This window comes from Thioalkalivibrio sp. ALE11, assembly GCF_000381205.1.
Taxonomy (GTDB): Bacteria; Pseudomonadota; Gammaproteobacteria; order Ectothiorhodospirales; family Ectothiorhodospiraceae; genus Thioalkalivibrio.
Genome location: NZ_KB906167.1, coordinates 212,917 through 235,633 on the forward strand (window position 1 = coordinate 212,917; position 22,717 = coordinate 235,633).

The 22,717-nt window shown below is 68.2% G+C and carries 21 protein-coding genes and 1 tRNA gene; 10 read left to right on the plus strand and 12 right to left on the minus strand.

Annotated elements, in window-relative coordinates; translation table 11 throughout:
• Position 1 precedes the first annotated feature (1 nt).
• The 7 genes from F620_RS0106570 to egtC form a co-directional block, all read right to left on the minus strand.
• Complete coding sequence (locus F620_RS0106570) at positions 2 to 355, minus strand: ArsC family reductase (RefSeq protein WP_018870451.1); 354 nt, start codon at positions 353 to 355, stop codon at positions 2 to 4.
• Positions 348 to 1,169 (minus strand): 2,3,4,5-tetrahydropyridine-2,6-dicarboxylate N-succinyltransferase, encoded by an 822-nt coding sequence (dapD, locus tag F620_RS0106575; RefSeq protein WP_018870450.1) that lies wholly within the window; start codon positions 1,167 to 1,169, stop codon positions 348 to 350. Before dapD ends, F620_RS0106570 begins: the two co-directional genes overlap by 8 nt.
• 73 nt (positions 1,170 to 1,242) lie before the next feature.
• Complete coding sequence (gene dapC / locus F620_RS0106580) at positions 1,243 to 2,439, minus strand: succinyldiaminopimelate transaminase (protein WP_019569928.1); 1,197 nt, start codon at positions 2,437 to 2,439, stop codon at positions 1,243 to 1,245.
• Between the two features lie 97 nt (positions 2,440 to 2,536).
• Entirely contained in the window at positions 2,537 to 2,857 is a 321-nt protein-coding gene (locus F620_RS0106585) for a rhodanese-like domain-containing protein (RefSeq protein ID WP_019569929.1), read from the minus strand.
• A 24-nt stretch (positions 2,858 to 2,881) separates the two neighbouring features.
• Positions 2,882 to 3,625, minus strand: coding sequence for an SIMPL domain-containing protein (locus tag F620_RS0106590; RefSeq protein WP_019569930.1), 744 nt, complete (start codon positions 3,623 to 3,625; stop codon positions 2,882 to 2,884).
• A gap of 34 nt (positions 3,626 to 3,659) precedes the next feature.
• Positions 3,660 to 4,841 (minus strand): SUMF1/EgtB/PvdO family nonheme iron enzyme, encoded by a 1,182-nt coding sequence (locus tag F620_RS0106595; RefSeq protein WP_019569931.1) that lies wholly within the window; start codon positions 4,839 to 4,841, stop codon positions 3,660 to 3,662.
• A 15-nt stretch (positions 4,842 to 4,856) separates the two neighbouring features.
• Positions 4,857 to 5,639: an ergothioneine biosynthesis protein EgtC gene (gene egtC / locus F620_RS0106600; protein ID WP_018870445.1), complete on the minus strand. Its 783-nt coding sequence runs from the start codon at positions 5,637 to 5,639 to the stop codon at positions 4,857 to 4,859.
• A 115-nt stretch (positions 5,640 to 5,754) separates the two neighbouring features.
• On the opposite strand from egtC, the gene egtD reads away from it, so the two are divergent.
• The 3 genes from egtD to F620_RS0106615 are packed head-to-tail and all read left to right on the plus strand — an operon-like array spanning position 5,755 to position 8,814.
• Positions 5,755 to 6,783 carry an L-histidine N(alpha)-methyltransferase gene (gene egtD, locus F620_RS0106605; RefSeq protein ID WP_019569932.1) on the plus strand — a complete coding sequence of 343 codons (1,029 nt, stop codon included), beginning with the start codon at positions 5,755 to 5,757 and terminating at the stop codon, positions 6,781 to 6,783.
• A 4-nt stretch (positions 6,784 to 6,787) separates the two neighbouring features.
• The gene (locus F620_RS0106610) at positions 6,788 to 7,291 is read left to right on the plus strand and encodes a histidine phosphatase family protein (protein WP_018870443.1); all 504 of its coding nucleotides are present in this window, start codon (positions 6,788 to 6,790) and stop codon (positions 7,289 to 7,291) included.
• 2 nt (positions 7,292 to 7,293) lie between these two features.
• The gene (locus tag F620_RS0106615) at positions 7,294 to 8,814 is read left to right on the plus strand and encodes a Ppx/GppA phosphatase family protein (protein ID WP_019569933.1); all 1,521 of its coding nucleotides are present in this window, start codon (positions 7,294 to 7,296) and stop codon (positions 8,812 to 8,814) included.
• A 33-nt stretch (positions 8,815 to 8,847) separates the two neighbouring features.
• Here F620_RS0106615 and ppk1 read toward each other — a convergent pair whose 3' ends face one another.
• Positions 8,848 to 10,938, minus strand: coding sequence for a polyphosphate kinase 1 (gene ppk1 / locus F620_RS0106620; protein ID WP_019569934.1), 2,091 nt, complete (start codon positions 10,936 to 10,938; stop codon positions 8,848 to 8,850).
• Positions 10,939 to 11,170: 232 nt separating this feature from the next.
• On the opposite strand from ppk1, the gene F620_RS0106625 reads away from it, so the two are divergent.
• From F620_RS0106625 to F620_RS0106650, 6 genes are all read left to right on the plus strand, one after another.
• Entirely contained in the window at positions 11,171 to 11,752 is a 582-nt protein-coding gene (locus F620_RS0106625; protein ID WP_018870440.1) for a superoxide dismutase, read from the plus strand.
• 112 nt (positions 11,753 to 11,864) lie between these two features.
• On the plus strand, positions 11,865 to 13,061 hold the full coding sequence (locus tag F620_RS0106630; protein ID WP_019569935.1) for an acetylornithine transaminase: 1,197 nt from the start codon (positions 11,865 to 11,867) through the stop codon (positions 13,059 to 13,061).
• The gene (argF, locus tag F620_RS0106635) at positions 13,058 to 13,972 is read left to right on the plus strand and encodes an ornithine carbamoyltransferase (RefSeq protein WP_019569936.1); all 915 of its coding nucleotides are present in this window, start codon (positions 13,058 to 13,060) and stop codon (positions 13,970 to 13,972) included. Before F620_RS0106630 ends, argF begins: the two co-directional genes overlap by 4 nt.
• 3 nt (positions 13,973 to 13,975) lie before the next feature.
• Positions 13,976 to 15,526: a DASS family sodium-coupled anion symporter gene (locus F620_RS0106640; RefSeq protein WP_019569937.1), complete on the plus strand. Its 1,551-nt coding sequence runs from the start codon at positions 13,976 to 13,978 to the stop codon at positions 15,524 to 15,526.
• Positions 15,527 to 15,652: 126 nt separating this feature from the next.
• Positions 15,653 to 17,563, plus strand: coding sequence for a methyl-accepting chemotaxis protein (locus F620_RS0106645; RefSeq protein ID WP_019569938.1), 1,911 nt, complete (start codon positions 15,653 to 15,655; stop codon positions 17,561 to 17,563).
• A 194-nt stretch (positions 17,564 to 17,757) separates the two neighbouring features.
• Entirely contained in the window at positions 17,758 to 19,668 is a 1,911-nt protein-coding gene (locus F620_RS0106650) for a methyl-accepting chemotaxis protein (RefSeq protein ID WP_026331339.1), read from the plus strand.
• Between the two features lie 48 nt (positions 19,669 to 19,716).
• Here the strand turns inward: F620_RS0106650 and F620_RS0106655 are convergent, their stop codons facing one another.
• Positions 19,717 to 20,142, minus strand: coding sequence for a glutathione S-transferase N-terminal domain-containing protein (locus tag F620_RS0106655; protein WP_018870434.1), 426 nt, complete (start codon positions 20,140 to 20,142; stop codon positions 19,717 to 19,719).
• Between the two features lie 65 nt (positions 20,143 to 20,207).
• Positions 20,208 to 20,984: an MBL fold metallo-hydrolase gene (locus F620_RS0106660; RefSeq protein WP_018870433.1), complete on the minus strand. Its 777-nt coding sequence runs from the start codon at positions 20,982 to 20,984 to the stop codon at positions 20,208 to 20,210.
• A 237-nt stretch (positions 20,985 to 21,221) separates the two neighbouring features.
• Between F620_RS0106660 and F620_RS0106665 the strand changes: the two genes are divergently transcribed.
• Positions 21,222 to 21,297: transfer RNA gene (locus F620_RS0106665), tRNA-Ala, on the plus strand.
• 114 nt (positions 21,298 to 21,411) lie between these two features.
• Here F620_RS0106665 and F620_RS15360 read toward each other — a convergent pair.
• Positions 21,412 to 21,576, minus strand: a complete 165-nt coding sequence (locus tag F620_RS15360) for a hypothetical protein (RefSeq protein WP_018870432.1) — start codon at positions 21,574 to 21,576, stop codon at positions 21,412 to 21,414.
• 3 nt (positions 21,577 to 21,579) lie between these two features.
• On the minus strand, positions 21,580 to 22,626 hold the full coding sequence (locus F620_RS0106675; protein WP_018870431.1) for a folate-binding protein YgfZ: 1,047 nt from the start codon (positions 22,624 to 22,626) through the stop codon (positions 21,580 to 21,582).
• Between the last annotated feature and the right edge of the window lie 91 nt (positions 22,627 to 22,717).

Here is a 22,717-nt window from a genome sequence, read left to right on the forward strand (position 1 = left end):
GCTACTCCGCCCCCAGGGCCCGGGCGTTCTCCGGGCCCCAGCCCAGCCTCACGCGGCCGGCATGTTCGATCACCGGACGGCGGATCAGGGTCGGTTTCTCCAGCATCAGGGCCAGTGCGCTGTCCTCGTCGAGGGCCTCGCGCTGTTCCTTCGGCAGCTGGCGCCAGGTCGCGCCGCGGCGGTTGATCAGGGCCTCCCAGCCCAGCTCCATGGCCCATTCCCGCAGCCGTTCGGGATCCAGCCCGTCCTTGCGGAAATCCACGAAGCGATAGTCCACGCCGGCCGCCTCCAGCGCCCGGCGTGCCCGCCGCACGGTGTCGCAGTTGGCGATGCCGTGGAGGACGACTTCAGACATCGCGCAGCAGTTCGTTGATGCCGACCTTGGCCTTTGTCTGCTCGTCGACGCGCTTGACGATGACCGCGCAGTACAGCGAGTACTTGCCGTTCTCCGCCGGCAGGGTGCCGGGGACGACCACGGCACCGGCGGGAACACGGCCGCGGATGATCTCGTCGTTCTCGCGGTCGTAGATGCGGGTCGACTGGCCGAGGTAGACACCCATGGAGATCACCGCGCCTTCCTCGACGATCATGCCTTCGACCACTTCGGAACGTGCGCCGATGAAGCAGTTGTCCTCGATGATGGTCGGGTTGGCCTGCAGCGGTTCCAGCACGCCACCGATGCCGACGCCGCCGGACAGGTGCACGTTCTTGCCGATCTGCGCGCAGGAGCCGACCGTCGCCCAGGTATCGACCATGGTGCCTTCGTCCACATAGGCGCCGATGTTCACGTAGGAGGGCATCAGCACCACGTTGGGGCCGATGTAGCTGCCGTGACGGGCGGTGGCCGGCGGCACCACGCGTACGCCGCCTTCGCGGAAGTCGCGGCTGGAGGTGTCGGCGTATTTGGACGCGACCTTGTCGTAGTAGTTGGTGAAGCCGCCCTTGATGAACTCGTTCTCCGAGATGCGGAAGGACAGCAGCACGGCCTTCTTCAGCCATTCGTTGACCACCCACTCGCCATCCTTCTTCTCGGCGACGCGGGCACGGCCGCTGTCGAGCATGTCCAGCGCCTCGTTCACGGCGTCGCGCACGCTGGTCTCGACGTTGCGCGGGCTGATCTCGGTGCGGCGCTCGAAGGCGGTTTCGATGGTGTTCTGCAGGTCCGACATGGTGACGTTTCCTTGTGGTCGATCGTAGATGAAAAAACGAAAGGAACGGGTGCGGGAGGATCGGCGGAGCTGATCAGCGATACAGCCCGACGATGCGCTCGGCGGCCTCGACACAGGCCTCGGGTTCGGCGACCAGCGCCATGCGCACATGACCGGCGCCCGGGTTGTAGCCGCTGTCGGGGTGGCTGCGGCCGAGATAGCGCCCGGGCAGCACGGTGACCCCGGCCTCCGCGTACAGCCGGCGGGCAAAGGCCTCGTCGTCGCCGTCCGGTACCCGCGGCCACAGGTAGAACCCGGCTTCCGGCGTGCTGACCTCCATCACCTCCTGGAGCTTCGGCACCACGCGGGCGAACTTCTCGGCATAGAGGTCGCGATTGGCCTCGACGTGGGCCTCGTCCGCCCAGGCCGCGCGGCTGACCGCCTGGGTCGGGGTCGGCAGGGTGCAGCCGTGATAGGTGCGGTACAGCGCGAAGCGTTCGAGGATTCCGGCGTCGCCCGCCACGAAGCCCGAACGCAGCCCCGGCAGGTTGGAGCGCTTGGACAGGCTGTGGAACGCGATGCAGCGCCGGAAGGTGTCGTTGCCCATGCGCGCGGCGGCGCCCAGCAGACCCGGTGGCGGATGGCCGCGCGGATGGTAGATCTCGGAATAGCACTCGTCGGCGGCGATCACGAAGTCGTGGCGCTCGGCCAGCTCGATCAGGGTCTGCAGCTGGTCCTCGGGGATCACCGTGCCTGCGGGATTGCCGGGGTTGCAGACATACACCAGCTGCACCGATTTCCACAGCGATTCCGGTACCTGCGAGAAGTCCGGAAGGCAGCCGCGCTCGGAATCCAGGTCGTAGAACGCCGGTTCGGCCCCGGCCAGCAGGGCCGCGCCCTCGTAGATCTGGTAGAACGGGTTGGGCATCAGCACACGGGACTCGGCGCGTGGATCGACCACCGCCTGGGCGATGGCGAACAGCGCCTCGCGGGTGCCCGCCACCGGCAGGATCTGGCGCTCCGGGTCGACCCCGTCGGGCAGGGTGAAGCGCTGCTGCAGCCACAGGGCGATGGTCTCGCGCAGGGCCGGGGCGCCGCGCGTGGTCGGGTAGTGGTTGTAGCCGCTGACCGCCGCTTGCAGCGTGGGCTCGACGAAGTCCGGCAGCGGGTGCCGCGGTTCGCCGATGGACAGCGCGATCGGATCCACGCCCCCGGGCAGCTCCAGATCGGCGAACAGCGCCCGCAGGCGTTCGAACGGATAGGGCTGGAGCCGGTCGAGGTCAGGATTCATCGCTTGCTCGCAGTGGGCCGGAAAACCGGTCAGTATACGGAATGAGGCCGGCACGTCCCAGTATTCCCCGCACCGGCCGGGGCCGGGTCGGGCGGGATCAGTAGACGGGCATGTTCAGGTCCACCTCGCGCGCCCAGGCGTCCACGCCGCCGCGCAGGTTGATGACGTGCGGGAAGCCGGCCCGTTCGAGAAATCCCGCCACCTGCTGGCTGCGTACGCCATGGTGGCAGATGACGACGATCTCGGCCTGCGGATCCAGTTCGTCCCGGCGCGACGGGATCTGGCCCATCGGCAGCAGGCGTGAGCCCTCGATATGGCAGTGCTCGAACTCCCAGGGTTCACGCACGTCCAGCAGCAGCGGCGGCGGGTCCGCCGTGGCGAGGTAGTCGTTCAGTTCCGGCGCGGTCATCTGGCGCATGCGGTCTCCGCTGTCGTGCCCGGCTTATCGGGGTGTCACGCGCAGGGTGTCCGCTCCCAGGGCCTGCATGCGACCGTCCACACGGATGGTCAGGGTGCTCTCGCCGGCTTCCAGCGCGGGGGCGCTGGCAACTCCTTCGGAGCGTGCCATCATCGGCTGCGGTCCGTGGCTGTGCTGGCGCGTGAGTTCCATCTCCAGCGGCCGCAGATGCGAGGCGCCGATGCTGCGCGCCATCGCCCGGGCCTGATCCGTCAGGTCCTCCACCGCATCGTCGATCATCTCGCGGCGTGCCTCCCGTTCGCGCTCGGCGGACACGCCGAAACGGATGCCGCTGACGGTGAGCTCGTGTTCCTGCTGCAGCTCGCCGACGCGCTCGGTGAGGCTGTCGAAGTCGCCGCCGCGCAGTTCCAGACTCTGGCGCACCTGCCAGGCGGTGATCCGGCTGCGGTCATTGCGGTCCTGGATCGCGCGGGTGCTGTAGTCGAGGGTCCGGGTGTCGATGTGTTCGAATGCCTCGAGGTGCGCCAGGGCACCCTCCATTCGCTGATTGACCTGGGCGGCGGCATCACGCGCTTCGGGCGCGCGGGCCTCGGCCACCAGGGTGGCGATCATGCGGTCGTTCTCGACCTGACGCTCGGCGGTGCCGGAGAGCTTGAACACCGTGGCCCCGTCGCCGCCCGCGGCGGCCGGCGTGACGGCGGCCCCGGCCAGGATCAGGCCGCAGAGCAGGGTGGTGATACGGGTCGGGACGGAGGTCGGGGCAGGCATGGCGGTTCCTTCTCGGACATTGATCAGTGTTTCCCTAGCGCTCGCGCACCAGGCGCAGTCCGGCGAACACGTGGCGCTTCTCCGGGGTGAAGAAATTGCGCAGGCTGGGCCGGCACAGGATCGGATCGCTCCATTCGCAGCCGCCGCGCAGGACCCGGTGTTCCCCGTCGAACCACGGCACCGAGAACCCTTCATAAGGATAGGCCCGGAATCCCGGATAGGGAAAGAACGCGTTGTCGCACCATTCCCAGACCTGGCCGGTGGCCTGCAACGCACCTTCCCGCGCGGCGCGTTCCCATTCATGTTCGTGCGGCAGGCGGGCGCCGGCCCAGCGGGCGTGGGCGCGCGCGGCAAACCAGCACAGGCCCATCGCTGGCGCATCCGGGTCCAGCGGGGCCTCGCCATCCGGACGGGTCTGCCACCATTGCCCATCCCCTGCCCGCCACCATCCGAGCGGGCCGCGGGTACCCGATTGCCGGAGCCACTCCAGGCCGGCGCGATCCCAGAATTCGGGGCGCCGGTAGCCGCCCTGTTCGATGAACGCCGCATGATCGGCGTTGCTGACCGGGCGGGCGGCGATCTCGAAGGGTCCGGTGGTGGTTTCGTGGACGCCGCGTTCGTTGTCGAAGGCGTCGACGCCGGCGTAGCCGACGGTGTGGCGGGCGGCGTCGAACGGGATCCAGTCGCGGTCCGGCACGCGGGTGCCCGTGTCCGCGCCCGGCCGCGGCGGGGCGGGGGCCCGTCCGGGGTGGGCGCCATGCAGCCGTGCGAACCAGCGGACCTGTTCCAGGGTTTCCAGATGCATCGCATGGTGCTGGGCCAGGAAACCGGCGAGATAGTCGCCGACCATCAGCGGATGGTCCTGGATCGCGGGGTCCGCCAGCCATTCGCGGTGCAGGGTCTGGCGCTCGTGGCCCCAGGCCCGCAGCCGGCCCCGCGGGGGCAGACGACCGCCCCGGCGCCATTTGGGGCTCAGTTCGGGGAAGTACAGGTCGTGCCAGTCGCGCTGCGCCTCGGGCGGTTGCTGCGGCAGGCGCTCGCCCAGCCAGACCGCCTCGATGAAATGGCAGTGGGCATAGTGCCAGTCGACCGGGCTCAGATCGCGATGATACTGATTGCGGCCCGCGGCGGGCGGGGTACCGTCGAGGGCGTCGTTCAGGCGCGCATGCTGGGTGGCCAGGCAGTCACGCAGATTGAGGGGCGGGTTCGCGGACATGTCGGCAGGAGCACGTTACAGGGCGAGAAGTTCCGGCGGGCTCTCGGGCTCCACGCACAGCAGATGATGCGGCGGCACCGCCCGCCAGGCCTCGCGGTCGGTCAGGGGTTCCGAGGCGATCACCACGCTGCCGTCCGGGAACGTCTCGTCATCGGTGGTGTAGTAAAGGCTGGGCGAGTCGGCATTCACCGCGTGACGACTGGCCACGATGCGCCGACCGTCGCCGATGATCACGTTGAGCAGGGCGTGTTCGTCCCCCAGCCATTCGGCCACCAGCGAGAAGGCCTCGCCCAGTGCGCCTTCCAGGGTGGTTTCCGGGTCGTCGGCCAGCAGCTGGCGGATCAGCGCGAACAGGTATTCGGAATCCGTGGTTCCCTGGATGCCCTCCTCGATCGCCGGTTCCAGGCGCTGCTGGATGCAGCGGCGGATGCGCGGGAGGAAGCTCCGGATCAGGCCGTTATGGCTGTACAGCAGTCCGTCGCGCGCGAACGGCTGGGCATTGGCGGTGTCGCCGCCGAAGCCGGGCGTCGCGCTGCGGATGGCCGCCACCCACTGGGGCTGGTGCAGGTGTCCGGCGAGGGTCTGCAGGTTGGGGTCCTGCCAGATGGGGTCGGCACGGCGATAGTTCAGCGGTTCGCCGCGCTCGTCGAACCAGCCGAAGCCGAAGCCGTCGGCGTTCACCCGGGCGTAGACCAGTTCCTGCGGTCCGATGGCCTGCTCGGTCAGCGAATGCGGCGGATCCATCAGCAGGGCCCGCAGGGGCAGGGGAGGACCGAGATAGGCGAGGTGGCGGCACATGGGAGTCGGCGGTTCGGGGTGGTTCGGAGAAAGTCCCGGCGAAGCACTCCGGTGCTGGGAGCCGTCGCGGTTTTCATGCTAGCGTGCCGGAAAACCCAGGACGACGGAACCCCCGATGGCCGCATCTCCCGCCGAGCGCATTCCCGAGCGCTATTCCCGCCGCACCGTCGAGGTTCGCGACGCGCACGCCGAACTGCTCGCCGACTTCCGCGCCGGGATGCTGGAACCCCCGCGCAGCCTGCCGCCCAAGTATTTCTACGATGCCCGTGGCTCCGCGCTGTTCGACGCCATCTGCGATACCCCGGAATACTATCCCACCCGTCTGGAGGCCTCGCTGCTGGAGCGCAACGCGGAGGCGATCATCGCGGCGGCCGGGGCGTCCACGCTGGTGGAGCTGGGCAGCGGCACCTCGCGCAAGACCGAATACCTGCTCGCGCCACTGGAACGCGCGGCCGGCGAGCGGGCGCATTACGTCGCCAACGACGTATGTGCGGAGATCCTCGACGAGGCCGGTGCACGGCTGGTGGAGCGCTTCCCGCAGCTGAGCATCCGGGCGCTGGCGGGTGATTACATCGCTGCCCTGGAGGCCCTGACCGATGACGAGGCGGAGAGCGGTCACGGCGAGGCCCGGCTGTTCACCTTTCTCGGCAGCAGCCTCGGGAACTTCGAGGATGCCGAGGCGATCGCGCTGCTGCAGACGATCCGCCGGACCATGGGGCCGGACGATCACCTGCTGCTGGGCCTGGACCGGGTCAAGCCGGTGGACGTGCTGGAGGCGGCCTATGACGATGCGGCAGGGGTCACCGCGGCCTTCAATCTGAACCTGCTGTCGGTGCTCAACCGCGAGCTGGGGGCCGATTTCGACGAGCGCGGTTTCGTGCACCGCGCGCCGTTCAATCATCAGGCCTCGCGCATCGAGATGCATCTGGTGGCGCAGGCCCCGCAGCAGGTGCGGGTGGACGCGTTCGACACCACCCTGGAGCTGACCGCGGGCGAAGTGATCCGCACCGAGATCTCGCGCAAGTTCGACGCGACGATGATCGACCGGCTGCTTGCCGGCAGCGGTCTGCTGCGGGATCGCGAGTGGCTGGCCGGCGACGGCTGGTATTCGCTGCTGATGCTGCGACCGGACCCGGAGGCCTGATCCCGTGAAGCGCCCCGATCTGGTATTGCTGCGCCACGCCCAGTCCGAGGATCCGTCGGCATTCGACGGCCCCGACCGCGATCGTCCCCTGACCCGTGAGGGTGAAGCGAGCGCGGCGGCCATGGCCCGTGCACTGGTGCCGCTGCTGGCGGAGCCGGCGCGGGTCTGGGTCAGCCCCTGGCACCGCGCGGCGCAGACAGCCGCGCCGCTGGCGCGGGCCCTGGCCTGCGAGGCGGAAACCGTGGACTGCCTGCGCCCGGGGCAGCTGGTGGGCCCCGAGCTGCAGGAGCGGCTGCAGACGGAGAAGGATGGCGGCAGCATCGTGCTGGTCGGGCACGAGCCGGATCTGTCGCGGCTCGCCGGCCGCCTTCTCGGGCTGTCCGGCGGCGCGGCACCGGTGGCCATGGGCAAGGGCGATGCCTGCGGCCTGGGCGGCCATCTGCCCGGCCCGCTGCATCTGGTGTGGCACCTGCCGCGCGGGGTGCTGGAACGCCTCGGCGGGGCCTGACCATGACGAACGAGGGGCAGGCTGGCCAGCCCGGGGAGGTCGAGACCGTCGCGGCGGTGGACCTGGGTTCCAACAGCTTTCACATGATCGTGGCACGCCGCCAGGGCAGCGAGGTCCTGATGCAGGACCGCCTGAAGGACATGGTGCGGCTGGCCAGCGGACTGGATTCGCGCGGCGGTCTCGACCCGGCGGTGGCGGAACGGGCGATCGCCTGCCTGGAACGCTTCGGCCAGCGCCTGCGCGGGCTGCCACACGGCAGCGTGCGTGCGGTGGGTACCAATACCCTGCGCCAGCTGCGCAATGCCGATCGTTTCCTGCAGCGCGCCGAGGCGGCGCTGGGTCATCCGGTGGAGATCATCGGCGGGCGCGAGGAGGCCCGCCTGGTCTACCTCGGGGTCGCCCATACCCTCGCGGACGAGGGCGAGCGGCGTCTGGTGATCGACATCGGCGGCGGTAGCACCGAGTTCATCATCGGGGCGCGTTTCGAGACCGAGCGAGCCGAGAGCCTGGAGATGGGCTGTGTCAGCTTCACCCGCCGGTTTTTCCCGCGCGGGCGCCTGACCCGGCGTGCGTTTGAAGCCGCGGAGCTGCAGGCCGGACGCGAGCTGCAGCCGCTGGTCGGGACCTATCGCCGGCTCGGCTGGGCGCAGGCCCTCGGATCGTCCGGGACCATCCTGGCCCTCAGCCGGATCGTCGAGGGACTGGAGCTGGATCCCGAACCGGGGCTCACGCTGGCCTCACTGGAGGCCCTGCGCGAGCGCATGATCCGCAAGAAGCGCAGCGCGGATCTGGACGACCTCCCGGGGCTCAACGAGGACCGCCGACCGGTGATTGCCGGCGGGCTGGCGGTCCTGATCGGGGCCTTTCGCGCGCTGGGGATCGAGCGTCTGCATCCCTCGGACGGTGCGCTGCGCGAGGGCGTGGTGCACGACCTGCTGGGCCGGATCCGCCACGAGGACGTGCGCGGACGTACCATCCATCACCTGCGCGAGCGCTTCGCGGTGGACGCGGAACAGGCGCGGCGCGTGCAGGCCACCGCCGACTGGCTGGCAGAGCAGGTGGCCGACGAGCTGGGCCTGGGGGCGGAAGATCGCGATCGCCTCAGCTGGGCGGCGGAGCTGCACGAGATCGGCCTGGCGCTGTCGCACGCGAAGTACCACAAGCACGGGGAATACATCCTCGACTGGGCCGACCTGCCCGGGTTCTCGCGGCCGGAACAACAGGAACTGGCGCGCCTGGTGCGACTGCATCGGCGCAAGCTCAAGCCCTCGCTGCTGAAGGACCCGCGTCCCGGGGACGACGAAGGTTTCCGTCATCTCGTGGTGCTGCTGCGGCTGGCGGTGCTGCTGCACCGCCCGCGTACCGACGACCCGCTGCCGCTGGAAACGGTGCGCCCGCGCACGGCGGGCCTGGAACTGACCTTCACCGACGGCTGGCTGGACGCACACCCGCTGACCCGCGCCGATCTGGAGGCCGAGGCGGCGGAACTCAAACGGGTCGGGGTTCGCCTGGCCTTCGCCTGACCGGGATCCGGGCCCGGGCCGCGCGCCCGGGGGTTACCCGCTGGTGGTCTGGGTCCCCGAGAGCGTGTCCAGCAGCCACTGCTGCACCGACCACGGCGCTTCGCCTTCCGCCGGGGTCACGCGCTGGTAGCGACCGTCCGGCAGCAGGCGCCAGGCCGTGGCGGTATCCCGCAGATAGGCGAACAGCGACTCCTCCGCCACCCGCTCGCGCATGGCCGGATCGGTCACCGGGAACGCGACCTCGACGCGGCGGAAGAAGTTGCGCGGCATCCAGTCGGCGCTGGACAGGTACAGCTCCGGTTCGCCGTCGTTGCCGAACCAGAACACCCGCGAGTGCTCGAGGAAGCGCCCCAGCACCGAGCGCACCTCGATGTTCTCCGAGAGCCCCTCCACCCCGGGGCGCAGGGCGCAGATCCCGCGCACGATCAGCTCGATGCGGACACCGGCCTGCGAGGCCTCGTACAGCGCCTCGATGATCGCCGCCTCGTTGAGCGAGTTCATGCGCGCGACGATGCGTGCCGGGCGTCCGGCGCGGGCATGTTCGGCCTCGCGGCGGATCTTTTCCAGCATCGCGTCGTGCAGCCGGAAGGGCGCCTGGATCAGCCGCCGCAGGCGGGACACCTGGCCCAGCCCGGTCAGCTGCTGGAACACCCGGTGGACGTCCTCGGTGATCACCGGATCGGCGGTCATCAGGCCGTAGTCGGTGTACGCCTTGGCGGTGCCGGAGTGGTAGTTGCCGGTGCCCAGGTGGGCATAGCGGTTGATGCCGTTCTCGTCACGGCGCACCACCAGCGCCAGCTTGGCGTGGGTCTTGTAGCCGACCACGCCATAGGTCACGTGCACGCCCTCGTCCTGCATGCGGTTGGCCAGCTCGATGTTGGCGGCCTCGTCGAAACGCGCCCGCAGCTCGATCACCACGGTGACTTCCTTGCCGTTGCGCGCGGCCTCGATCAGGGTCTCGACCAGTGGCGAGCGGGTGCCGGTGCGGTACAGGGTCTGCTTGATCGCCAGCACGTCCGGGTCGCTGGCGGCCTGGCGCAGGAACTCCACCACCGGCATGAACGACTCGTAGGGGTGGTGCAGCAGCAGGTCGTGTTCGCGCACGCAGTGGAAGATCTGTTCGGCGCCCACGTGCGGGCGCGGCAGCGCGGGCACGAACGGCGGGAACTTGAGATCCGGGCGGTCGACCAGATCGTGGACCGCCATCAGGCGATTGAGGTTGACCAGGCCGGTGACCTGGTAGAGGGCCTCGTCCGTCAGGTTGAACTGCTGCAGCAGGAAACGGGCAACCTCCTCGGGGCAGTTGTCCGCGACCTCCAGGCGCACCGCGGCGCCGTAGTTGCGCTGCGGCAGCTCGCCCTCCAGCGCGTTGAGCAGGTCGTCGATCTCTTCTTCCTGCACGAACAGGTCGGAGTTGCGGGTGAGCCGGAACTGGTAGCAGCCGGTGGCCTGCATGCCGCGGAACAGCTCGCCGACATGGGCGTGCAGGATGGAGGAGAGCAGTACGAAGTCGTTGTCGCCGGAGGCGACCTCCGGCGGCAGGCGCACCAGACGCGGGAGCGAGCGCGGGGCCTGCACCACCGCGCGGCCGGATTCGCGGCCGAAGGCGTCCTTGCCCTGCAGGGTCACGATGAAGTTGAGGCTCTTGTTGAGGATGCGCGGGAACGGATGGGCCGGGTCCAGGCCGATGGGCGTGAGCACCGGCTGCAGCTGCTCGCGGAAGTAGTCCCGCACCCATGCCTGCTGCTCCGGTGTCCAGTGGGTACGGCGCACGAAGTGGATGCCCTCGGCGGCCAGCGCCGGGATCAGTTCGTCGTTGAGGATCGCGTACTGCTCGTCCACCAGCTGGTGCGCGGCCGGGCTGATGCGGCGCAGCTGTTCCTGCGCGGACAGGCCGTCGGGTCCGGGCGCGCTGACGTTCAGTTCGACCTGCTGCAGCAGCGAACCGACGCGGACCTCGAAGAACTCGTCGAGATTGGTCGAGGAGATGCTGAGATAACGCAGGCGTTCCAGCAGAGGAAAGCCGGGTTCCCGCGCGAGTTCCAGCACCCGGCGGTTGAATTCCAGCAGCGAGAGTTCACGGTTGAGAAAACGGTCGTTGGCTTCCAAGTCGGTATCCTGCATCGGGGACGGGCACATCACGGAATCCGCCCAGTCCAGCACGGCGATGTTACGTTACGAAGAAAAGGTATCACGATGCCCGCACCCGCGGCCCGCCAAAGGTCGAGTGTTGTACTCGGGAATTGCATCGCCCGCCCAAGGTGACTATCGTTAGCGGGTTCGGGATCGCCCGTGAAGGGGCGGTCCCCGCGAGACATCACCACGAATAACGAACGAACGCGAAGAAGGAGGTCCCATGACCTACGAACTGCCCGATCTGCCGTACGCGAAGGACGCACTGGAGCCCCACATCTCCGCCGAGACGCTGGAATACCATCACGACAAGCACCACGCGACCTACGTGACCAAGCTCAACGGCCTGCTGCCGGGCTCCGAGTTCGAGAACGCCTCGCTGGAGGACATCATCAAGAAGGCCCCGGCCGGCGGCATCTTCAACAACGGCGCCCAGGTCTGGAACCACACCTTCTACTTCAACTGCATGGGCCCGAATGCCGGTGGCGAGCCCTCCGGCAAGCTGGCGGACGCCATCAACAGCGCCTTCGGTTCGTTCGACGCCTTCAAGGAAAAGTTCAACGAGATGGCGGTCGGCAACTTCGGTTCCGGCTGGACCTGGCTGGTGCAGAATGGCGACGGCTCGCTGGAGATCGTCAATACCTCGAACGCCGCGAACCCGATGCGCGACGGCCAGACCCCGCTGCTGACCTGCGACGTGTGGGAGCATGCCTACTACATCGATTATCGCAACGCGCGCCCGAAGTACCTCGAGAACTTCTGGAGCGTGGTGAACTGGGACTTCGTCGCCCGGCAGATGCAGTAAGATCGGCGACGAGCCCGGCGGGTTCCCGCAAGAGGGTTCCGCGCCGGGTGTCCGACCCGCATTCCGGAAGCCGGCGGCACCACCGCCGGCTTTCGCGTTTGGAGAACGGAACATGAACGATTTCCTGCAGCAGACCTACAATCGCCTGCCGGTCGCCTTCGAGCGCGGCGAGGGTGCCTGGTTGTGGGACACCGAGGGCCGGCGCTATCTGGATGCCCTGTCGGGCATCGCGGTCTGCGGCCTGGGACATGCGCATCCGCGGGTGGCCAGTGCGGTCTGTGATCAGGCCTCGACCCTGGTGCACACCTCCAACCTGTACCGGGTCCCGCTGCAGGAGACGCTGGCGCGCCGGCTGTGCTCGCTCGCGGGTATGGATCGTGCATTCTTCTGCAATTCCGGGGCCGAGGCCAACGAGGCCGCGATCAAGCTGGCGCGGCTGCACGGACGTGCGAAGGGCATCGAGCGCCCGCGCGTGATCGTGATGGACGGGAGCTTCCACGGGCGCACCATGGCGACCCTGTCCGCCACCGGCAATGCGAAGATCCAGGCCGGGTTCGAGCCGCTGGTCGAGGGGTTCGAACATGTGCCCTACGGCGATGCGGACGCGGTGGCGGCACTAGCCGGACAGGAAGACATCGTGGCCATTCTGGTCGAGCCGGTCACCGGCGAGGGCGGAATCCGCATCCCCCCCGACGGCTACCTGCGCCGCCTGCGGGAGATCGCCGATGCCAGCGGCTGGCTGCTGATGCTGGACGAGATCCAGGCCGGCATCGGTCGTACCGGCCAGTGGTTCGCGTTCCAGCATGAAGGCATCATTCCGGACGTGGTGAGCCTGGCCAAAGGGCTGGGCAACGGCATTCCCATCGGGGCGAATCTGGTGGCGGGGGCGGCCCGCGACCTGTTCCGGCCGGGGATGCACGGCACCACCTTCGGCGGCGGTCCGCTGGTGTCGCGCGCGGCGCTGGCGGTGCTGGACGTGATGCAGGAGGAGGCCCTGTGCGAGCAGGCCGAACGCCAGGGGCAGGCACTGCGCCGGCAGCTGGAGGATCGCCTGGGCCACCGGCCGGAGGTCGTGGAGATCCGCGGCCGCGGCCTGATGCTGGGGATCGAGCTGGATCGGCCGGCCGGCGAGCTGGTGGGACAGGCGCTGGAGGCCGGGCTGATCCTGAACGTGACGGCGGAGCGGGTGATCCGGTTGCTGCCGCCGCTGATCATTGACGACGAACAGGTCACGCAGATCGCGAACGGCGTGGCCGACCGGGTGGATGCGTTTCTGGCATCCGGGGCCACCAGGGAGGCTTCTGCATGAATCCGCGCCATTTTCTTTCGTTTCTCGATCTGTCCGCCGAAGAGACGCGCGCGGTGCTGCACCGCGCGATCGAGCTGAAACGCCAGCTGAAGGCGGGCGAACACCATGACGACCTGCTGCGGGGCAAGACCCTTGGAATGATCTTCGAGAAGTCGTCGACCCGCACCCGAGTGTCCTTCGAGGTGGGCATGCAGCAGCTCGGCGGCAACGCGCTGTTCCTGTCGCCGCGGGATACCCAGCTCGGGCGGGGCGAGCCCATCGAGGACACCGCACGGGTGCTTTCGCGCATGGTGGACTGCGTGATGATCCGCACCTACGAGCACGAGAAGGTGGAGCTGTTCGCGCGCCATTCCTCGGTGCCGGTGATCAACGGGCTGACCGATCTGGAACACCCCGCGCAGCTGCTGGCGGATCTGCAGACCTTCTTCGAATACCGTGGCGACATCCGCGGCAAGCGCGTGGCCTGGATCGGCGACGGCAACAACATGTGCCACAGCTACATGTACGCCGCCCATCTGCTGGACTTCGAGCTGGTGGCGGCCTGTCCCGAGGGCTACGACCCGGAGCCCTCGGTGCTGGAGGCGACCCGCGATCACGTGAGCGTGACCCGCGATGCCGGCGAGGCGGCCGCGGGTGCGGATCTGGTGGTGACCGACGTGTGGGCGAGCATGGGCCAGGAACAGGAGAAGAGCGCGCGGCGCCAGGCGTTTGCCGGGTTCTTCGTGGATCAGGCCCTGATGGATCGCGCGCAGCCGGATGCCCTGTTCATGCACTGCCTTCCGGCGCATCGCGAGGAAGAGGTGGCCACCGACGTGCTGGAAGGCCCGCAGAGCGTGGTGTGGGACGAAGCGGAAAACCGCCTGCATGCGCAGAAGGCATTGATGGAATTCCTGGTGCGCGCGGCGGACTGACGCATGCAGGAGACGACCGGGGAGGGGGAGCGAACGCCGCCGCAGGGCGCCGGCGGCGGTCCCGGACAGGATCACGGCGGATCCTCTGCCGGAAGCGCGCTGCGCGCGCGCATCGGCCTGTTTCTCGGGCCGCTGGTCTTCGTGGCCTTTCTGCTGGTCCCGCCGCCGGAGGCCTTCGCCCCGGAGGCCTGGCGGGTCCTGGGCCTGACCCTGTTCATGGCCGTGTGGTGGATCAGCGAGGCGCTGCCCATCCCGGTCACGGCCCTGCTGCCCATCGCCCTGCTGCCACTGACCGGCGTGGTGGCGATGGACGAGGCTACCGCACCCTACGCCAATCCCACCATCTTTCTGTTCATGGGCGGTTTCGCGATCGCCCTGGCGGTGCAGCGCTGGGGTCTGCACCAGCGGCTGGCGCTGGCGATCCTGTCGCGTTCCGGCCGCGGGCTGCACACCCTGGTGGGCGCCTTCATGCTGGCCACCGCCGGGTTGTCGATGTGGGTCAGCAATACCGCCACCGCGGCCCTGATGTTGCCGATCGCGCTGTCGGTGCTGGGGCTGATGGAACGCGACGGGGGCCAGGGCCTGCAGGGCATGGCGCCGGACAGCCGCAGTCCGGCGCTGGCGCTGCTGCTGGGCATCGCTTTCGCGGCCAACATCGGCGGCATGGCCACCATCATCGGTTCCCCGCCCAATGCGCTGACCGTCGCGTTTCTCAATGACCGCTACGAGCTCGGGATTGGTTTCATCGACTGGATGCTGCTGGGCCTGCCGCTGTCGCTGACCCTGCTGGTCATTGCCTGGGTCCTGCTGACCCGCTGGGTGTTCCCGGTGCACCGCATCCGTCTCAACGGGCTCGACCGCATGCTGCAGGAGCAGGTAGGCGATCTGGGGCCGTGGAGCCGGGCGGAGTTGCGCGTGGCGACGGTGTTCCTGCTGGTGGCGCTGGCCTGGATGTTTCGTCCCCTGCTGGAGGCGTGGCTGCCGCTGGAACTGACGGATGCCGGGATCGCGATCCTCGGGGCGGGGCTGCTGTTCCTGATCCCTTCCGGGGCCTCGGGTCAGCGGCGGCTGCTGTGCTGGGATAACACGCGCGAGCTGCCCTGGGGGGTGCTGCTGCTGGTCGGGGGTGGTCTGAGTCTCGGTTCCGCCATCGAATCCTCGGGTCTGGCGGAACTGACCGCCGAGGCGCTGATGGGCGCCCAGGCGTGGCCGCTGCTGCTGGTGATCGCGGGGGTGGTGCTGGTCACGATGACCCTCAGCCACGTGACCAGCAATACCGCCACCGCCGCCACCCTGCTGCCACTGGTGGCCGCTCTCGCGCTGCGCATGGACGTGCCGGTGGGGCTGATGACCCTGCCGGTGGCGTTCGCCGCGTCGGTTGCATTCATGTTGCCGGTGGCCACGCCGCCCAACGCCATCGTGTTTGCCTCCAATCGCCTGCGCGTGGTGGACATGATCCGCGGCGGGGCTCTGCTGTCGGTGATCGCCATCGTGCTGGTCAGCCTCGCGGTGTATGCGCTCGCCGAGCCGTTGCTGCTGCGGCACGTGGGCTGAGTGCGTGGGGAGGCGTGTGACCCGCGCGGCTCAAGTCAGGCCGCGGCCGGCCGCTAGCGGGGGCGAGAGACTCGCAGCATGGCGCCCGTAATCCCGGGCGCGAAGAAAGCTTCAAGGGAGAGAGAGATGCTCAGGAATATCCGGATCGGAACCCGCCTGATGGGCGGCGTTGCTATCGTGGTGGTCGCGGTCGTGGTGCTCACGCTGGTGGTGGTGATGAACAGCCTCGGCAACATGGCGGACCGCGCGGAACAGCGTGAACTCAACGACCTGAGTGAACTGCTGATCCGGCAGCTCGATCAGGAGGCCGATCGCGGGACCGCGATGGCACAGGCCGTGGCCGCCATTCCGGACGTGCAGCAGGCCTTCGCCCGGCGGGACCGCGAACAGCTGCATGCGATGACCGTACCGGGTTTCGATCACCTCTACGAGGAATACGGCGTACGCCAGTATCAGTTCCATACGCCGCCGGCGACGTCCTTCCTGCGGGCACACCGTCCGGATCGCTACGACGATGACCTCTCCGGGTTCCGCCAGACCGTGGTCGATACCAACCGCGACCGCCGGCCGATCTCCGGGCTCGAGGAAGGGGTGGCCGGCCTGGGCATCCGCGGCATCGTCCCGGTCTCCCACGAAGGTGAACATATCGGATCGCTGGAATTCGGCATGGCGTTCGACGATGCCTTCTTCGAGGACTTTACGGCGGATACGGAAGCCCCGGTGGCCCTCTACCTGCAGCGCGACGGGACCTTCGAGGCCTTCGGCAGCACCATCAACGGCGACTCGACCTTCAACCGTGAGGAAATGGAGCGGATTGCCGGCGGTGAGGAACTGGTGCGCCGGACCGAGCACGACGGTCGTCCGATGGCGGTCGTCGGGCGTCCGGTGGAAGACTTCTCCGGCGAGCCGGTGGGCGTGCTGGAGCTGATGGTCGATCGCAGCGATTACGTGGCGATGGCCCGCAATGCCACGGCTACCGTGGTGGGCGTGGGCGTGGCCGCCATCGGCCTCGGCCTCCTGCTGGCCTGGTTGCTGTCGCGCAGTATCGTGCGGCCGCTGCGCGATACGGTCGAGCGTCTGGACGACATCGCGTCCGGCGACGGGGACCTGACGCGCCGGCTGGAGGCCGACGGCAACAACGAGCTGGGGGATCTGGCGGCGGCGTTCAACCGTTTTGTGGGCAAGATCCACGAGCTGGTGAAGGAAGTTGCCGCCGGCGGCGACCAGGTGGCGGCCGCAGCCAACGAGCTGTCCGCGACCAGCGAGCAGACCAACGAACAGGTCGGCCGCCAGCAATCCGAGATCGACCAGGTCGCCACGGCCATGAACGAGATGACCGCGACCGTGGCCGAGGTCGCCCGCAACGCCACCGAGGCGGCGGAAGCCGCACAGAGCACGGACAAGGATGCGACCCACGGTCGGGAGCTGGTGGAACAGACCGTCAGTGCGATCAACACCCTGTCCACCCAGGTGGAGAACACCGCGCAGGTGATCGAGCGGCTGTCGACCGATGCCGAGGAGATCAACAAGGTGCTGGAGGTGATCGGGGACATCGCCGATCAGACCAACCTGCTGGCGCTGAACGCGGCCATCGAGGCGGCGCGGGCCGGCGAGCAGGGCCGCGGCTTCGCGGTGGTGGCCGACGAGGTGCGGACCCTGGCGAGCCGGACCCAGGATTCGACCCAGGAGATCCAGGGGATGATCGAGCGGGTGCAGAACGGCACGCGCGACGCGGTGAAGGCCATGGAGGACGGCCGTCGACAGGCGCATTCCAGCGTGGAACAGGTCAACGATGCGGGGCAGTCGCTGCAGTCGATCACGCAGTCCATCAGCAGCATCTCGGACATGAACACGCAGATCGCCAGCGCGGCCGAAGAGCAGTCCTCGGTGGCCGAGGAGATCAACCGCAACGTCTCCAACATCACTCAGGTGCTGGACGAGACCGTGGCCGGATCGCAGCAGATCGCCAACGCCTCGGAGGAGCTGTCGAAGCTGGCCTCGGCGCAGCAGGAGCGCACCGGGCGCTTCCGTGTCTGACCGTGGGTCCTGCCGGCCGGGGTGTTGTGCCCCGTGCCGGAGGATGGGTTTTCGTGACGGCGGCCGATTCGGATCAAGGTTTCCGGACGGCCGCCGTTAGTATGTGAGGGTATGCTGATTTGGCCATCCGGCCGGGCAGGGCCCGGCGGAATGCGCATTGATCAGAATGCCGGAACACCAAAAGAGGGAAAGCCATGCTCAGGAATATCCGTATCGGAACGCGCTTGATGGGCGGCGTCACCATCGTTGTGGTGGCGGTCGTGGTGCTCACGCTGGTCGTCGTGATGAACAGCCTCGGCACGATGGCCGATCGCGCGGAGCAACGGGAGCTGAACGACCTGAGCGGGCTGCTGATCCGCCAGCTGGAACAGGAAGCCGAACGGGGCGAGTCGATGGCGCGGGCCATCGCCGAGATCCCGGTGATTCAGCAGGCGTTCGCCGAGGGGGATCGTGAGCGCCTGCTGGAACTGACCGAGCCGGGATATGGCCAGCTGCGCGACGAGCACGACGTGCGCCAGTATCACTTCCATACGCCGCCGGCGACCTCCTTCCTGCGTACCCACAGTCCCGACAACTACGGCGACGACCTGTCGGACGTGCGCCAGACGATCCTGGAGGTGAACCGCAATCGGCAGCCGATCACCGGGCTGGAAGAAGGCCCGTTCGGCATCGGGATCCGCGGGATGGTGCCGGTGTCCTACCAGAACGAGCACATCGGCTCGCTGGAATTCGGCATGGCCTTCGATGACGCCTTCTTCGAGTCCTTCACCGAAGAAACCGGATCACCCGTGGCGGTACACCTCGATCGTGATGCCGGTTTCGAGGTCTTTGCCGGAACCATCAATGGCGATTCGACCTTCAGTCGGGAGGAGATGCGGCGCATCCTCGATGGCGAGGAGATGATCCGCAACGTTCGCCACGACGGCCGCCCGATGGCCGTGGTCGGACGTCCTGTGGAGGATTTCTCCGGTGAGCCGGTGGGCGTGCTGGAGCTGATGGTCGATCGCAGCGAATACGTGGCGATGGCCCGCAATGCCACCACCACCGTGGTGGCGGTGGGCGTGGTCGCCATCGGTCTCGGCCTGCTGCTGGCCTGGCTGCTGTCGCGCAGCATCGTGCGGCCGCTGCGCCAGACCGTCACGCGTCTGGATGACATCGCGTCCGGCGACGGAGACCTGACGCGCCGGCTCGAGGCCGACGGCAACAACGAGCTGGGAGATCTGGCGGCGGCGTTCAACCGCTTCGTGGGCAAGATCCAGGACCTGGTCAAGGAAGTCGCCGCCGGTGGCGATCAGGTGGCGGCTGCGGCCAATGAGCTGTCCGCGACCAGCGAACAGACCAACGGTCAGGTCACGCGGCAGAAGGACGAGGTCGACCAGGTGGCCACCGCGATGAACGAGATGACCGCGACGGTGGCCGAGGTTGCGCGCAACGCCTCGGATGCGGCCACCGCGGCGCAGACCACCGACCAGGATGCCAACGCCGGGCGCGAGTTGGTGCAGCAGACGGTGCAGTCGATCAACCATCTGACCTCGCAGGTGGACAACACCGCCGAAGTGATCGAGCGGCTGTCGACCGACGCCGAGCAGATCAACAAGGTGCTGGAGGTGATCGGGGACATCGCCGATCAGACCAATCTGCTGGCGCTGAACGCGGCCATCGAGGCGGCCCGGGCCGGTGAGCAGGGGCGCGGCTTCGCGGTGGTGGCCGACGAGGTGCGGACCCTGGCGAGCCGGACCCAGGATTCGACCCACGAGATCCAGGGCATGATCGAACGCGTCCAGAACGGCACGCGCGAGGCGGTTCAGGCGATGGAAGAAGGCAAGAACCGGGCGCATTCCAGCCGCGAAAAGGTAAACGAGGCGGGCGAGTCGCTGGAGTCGATCACGCAGTCGGTGACCACCATCTCGGAGATGAATACACAGATCGCCAGCGCGGCCGAGGAACAGTCCTCGGTGGCCGAGGAGATCAACCGCAACATCTCCAACATCACCCAGGTGCTGGACGAGACGGCCAGCGGCTCGCGCGAGATCGCGAATGCCTCGGAAGAGCTGTCGAAGCTGGCTTCCGAACAGCAGCAGCGGGTGGGGCACTTCCGGGTCTGATCCGGTCCCGAGGGGGCGGCCACGTGCCGCCCCCTGTCATTTGCGGGTTCAGGAGCCCTCGGTATTGCGGTCGGCTCCGGCCCGGTCCGGATCAAAGCGCGACTCGAGGTAGTCGATGATCGCGCCCGACTCGTACAGCCAGCGCACGCTGCCGTCTCCTTCCTCGATCCGCAGGCAGGGGACCTGCAGCTTGCCGCCTTCCGTCTGCAGGGTCTCGCGGTGTTCGCCGGCCGGCTGGGCATTGCGCAGTTCGATGTCCAGTGACAGGCGCTGCATGGCACGGCGCGCCTTGATGCAGAACGGACAGGCGGGGAAGTGGTAGAGCGCGAGGGCGCGGGTCTGTTCGTCCACCCGTGCCTGTTCTTCGGGGTCACGCTGGATTCCGCGCGGGCGGGTCACCTTCTCGCCCACGAGCATGAAGGGCGTGAGAACCAGGCGCACGCCGCGGAAAAAGAGTCGGATCAGGGGTCGCATCCGCCAAGGATGCCACAGCTCCGGTTTGCGACCAATCCGGACGCAGCGGCGCTCGGTGGCCAGGGTCAGCCGGCCAGCTCGAAGTGCTCGTCGCCGTCGAGAACGATCATGTCGCCATTGTTGCGCGCGGCCAGCTGTTCACGGATGGTCTGTTCGTAGCCCGGCTTGAGGTGGGTCACCGCGATACGCGGGCGATGCCGCAGATGGTCGAGATCGCGCGCCAGCTGCAGCGGGGTGTAGTGGCGGGTGGCACCGGCGAGATGATCCATCTCGTCCGGCAGCCCGGTTTCGATCATCAGCAGATCGAGGCGGGGCAGGGCATTCAGGGTCTGCCACAGACCGCGGGTCGAAGTGGTGTCGCCGCTGAACGCAAAGGCCCCGGCATCCGGCCGGCTCACCGAATACCCTACCGCCGGGACGGTGTGCATCGCGGGAAGGGCCGTGACGGAGCGTCCGTCGATGTCCATCTGCTCGCCGGCATCCAGCGGGCGAAAGCGCAGCGCCGGTTGCTCGGGCGACGGCAGGGCGGTGAAATCGGGCCAGATCACCCAGTTGAAGATGTGGCGCTGCAGGGCTTCCAGGGTCTCCGGCAGGGCGTGCACCGTGACCGGCGGGGCATCCACCCGGAATACCGTGTCGATCAGCAGTGGCAGGAATGCCACGTGGTCGAGGTGCGAGTGCGTCAGGAAGACGTGGCGAATCGCCTGCAGTTCCTCGAGCTCGAGATCGCCCACGCCGCTGCCGGCGTCGATCAGGATGTCCCGGTCGATCAGGATGGAAGTGGTGCGGCGGCCCGGCCCGATGCCGCCGCTGGCGCCCAGGATACGCACGGAGAGGCTCATTCCGGGCTCCGGCGAAGGGGTATGGGGCCAGTCATCAAGGGAAGATGCGCGTTCATGAGCTGTGGCAAATGACTCGATCAGGGATCTCATTCTAGGCGGCTGCCTGTCCTGCCGCACGCGAAACGGCGCACGGATTGCGGCACGCGTTGCCGAAATGCGACCCGGTCCCGGGAGCACCCGGATGGTCGCCGGGGTTCCCGTGGGCTCGGGTCCCTGCTAGAATGCGCAGCATCTCGAGGGGCGGTAGCTCAGCTGGGAGAGCGTCGCGTTCGCAACGCGAAGGTCGGGAGTTCGATCCTCCTCCGCTCCACCAAACACCTCGCAAAAAGGCCCCGTCGGTCGTAACCGGCGGGGCCTTTTTGTGTGTGTACCCATCCATGACCCCAACAAAAAACAAGAGGGCATGGGGTACGGGTGTCCCGAGGGGCTATATCACCCCGTCGAGGCGGAGGTAGCCGATCAGGAACAGGATCGCCAGCACCCCGGCCAGGGCGTACAGCCAGTTGGACAGGGTCGGATTGTTGGGGCGGCTGAAGAACGCCGCCCACAGCGCCAGCAGGATGAGGACAAAGAAGAAGAACAGAAAGCGCATGCGTCAGGCCCCTTCGGGAACGTCGTAGGGGAGGTCGCACAGCGTCACCGGCGCGCCGTCCGGGGCGCCGCAGCGCAGTTCGGCCTCGGCCGCGTCCACCTTGAGCACCGCCAGTGCGGAGTACTGGCCGTCGGGGTGCAGTTCGGCGGCCACCAGTTCGCCATCGGCCTGATCCGGGTTGCCATCGGCGCGGAATACCGGCATGCCCGGTGTCGGGGGTTCGCCATCCTGGATCGCCAGGCGGAACATGCGCCGCTTGAGCTTGCCGAGGTAGTGCATGCGCGCGACCACCTCCTGCCCCGGATAGCAGCCCTTGTCGAAGCTGATCGCGCCCAGGGCATGCAGGTTCAGCATCTGCGGCACGAACATCTCGGTGGTGGCCTCGAACACGCTCGGGATCCCGGCGAGGATGTCCAGCAGCTGCCATTCGTGCGGGCCCACCGGGGCGCCGCGCACGTTGAGGGCGTCCCACAGGCGACGCATCGCGTCGAAGCCGCCGAACAGTTCGAAACGCGGGTGCACTCCGTGCACGCGCACCGCCGTCACCCCGTCCTTTTCCACGACCTCGTGGATCTCCGCGGGGCAGGCGCCCAGGGCATCCTGCAGCTCCTTCTCGGCATCCGGACCGGACAGGCCGAAGCGGATGCGGCTGTCGCCGGCCTGCTCGATGATCACGTCGGAGCGCAGGACGAACATCTGCAGCCGTTTGGCGACCGGCTCCACGCGATCCGCCGGCATCTCCAGCAGATAGCCGTCCTGAGTGCGCAGGACACGGAACACCGCATAGGTGCGGCCCTTGGGGCTGGCGTAGCTGGACAGCTGGGCGTGGCGCTCGTCCACCTGCCGGATATCGTTGCCGAACTGGCCCTGGAGGAATTCGGTGGCATCGGCACCGCGAATCTCCAGCAGCCCGCGATGGGAAAGGTCGCAGATGACATCGCCGTTGACGGCCATCTGCCGTTCACGCTCCGGGTTGCCGTAGTGGACGAGCTCGTCGCCCTCGAATTCGGCACCGGAATCGACAAGGTGTTTCTTCCAGTCTTCGCGCATCACGCATCTCCTGTAGCCGCGGGGGCGGCATTTCCCTGGCGGCCCGATAGTAGACGAACGCCGTGTCGGGTGTCAGGATCCCTTATGTCGC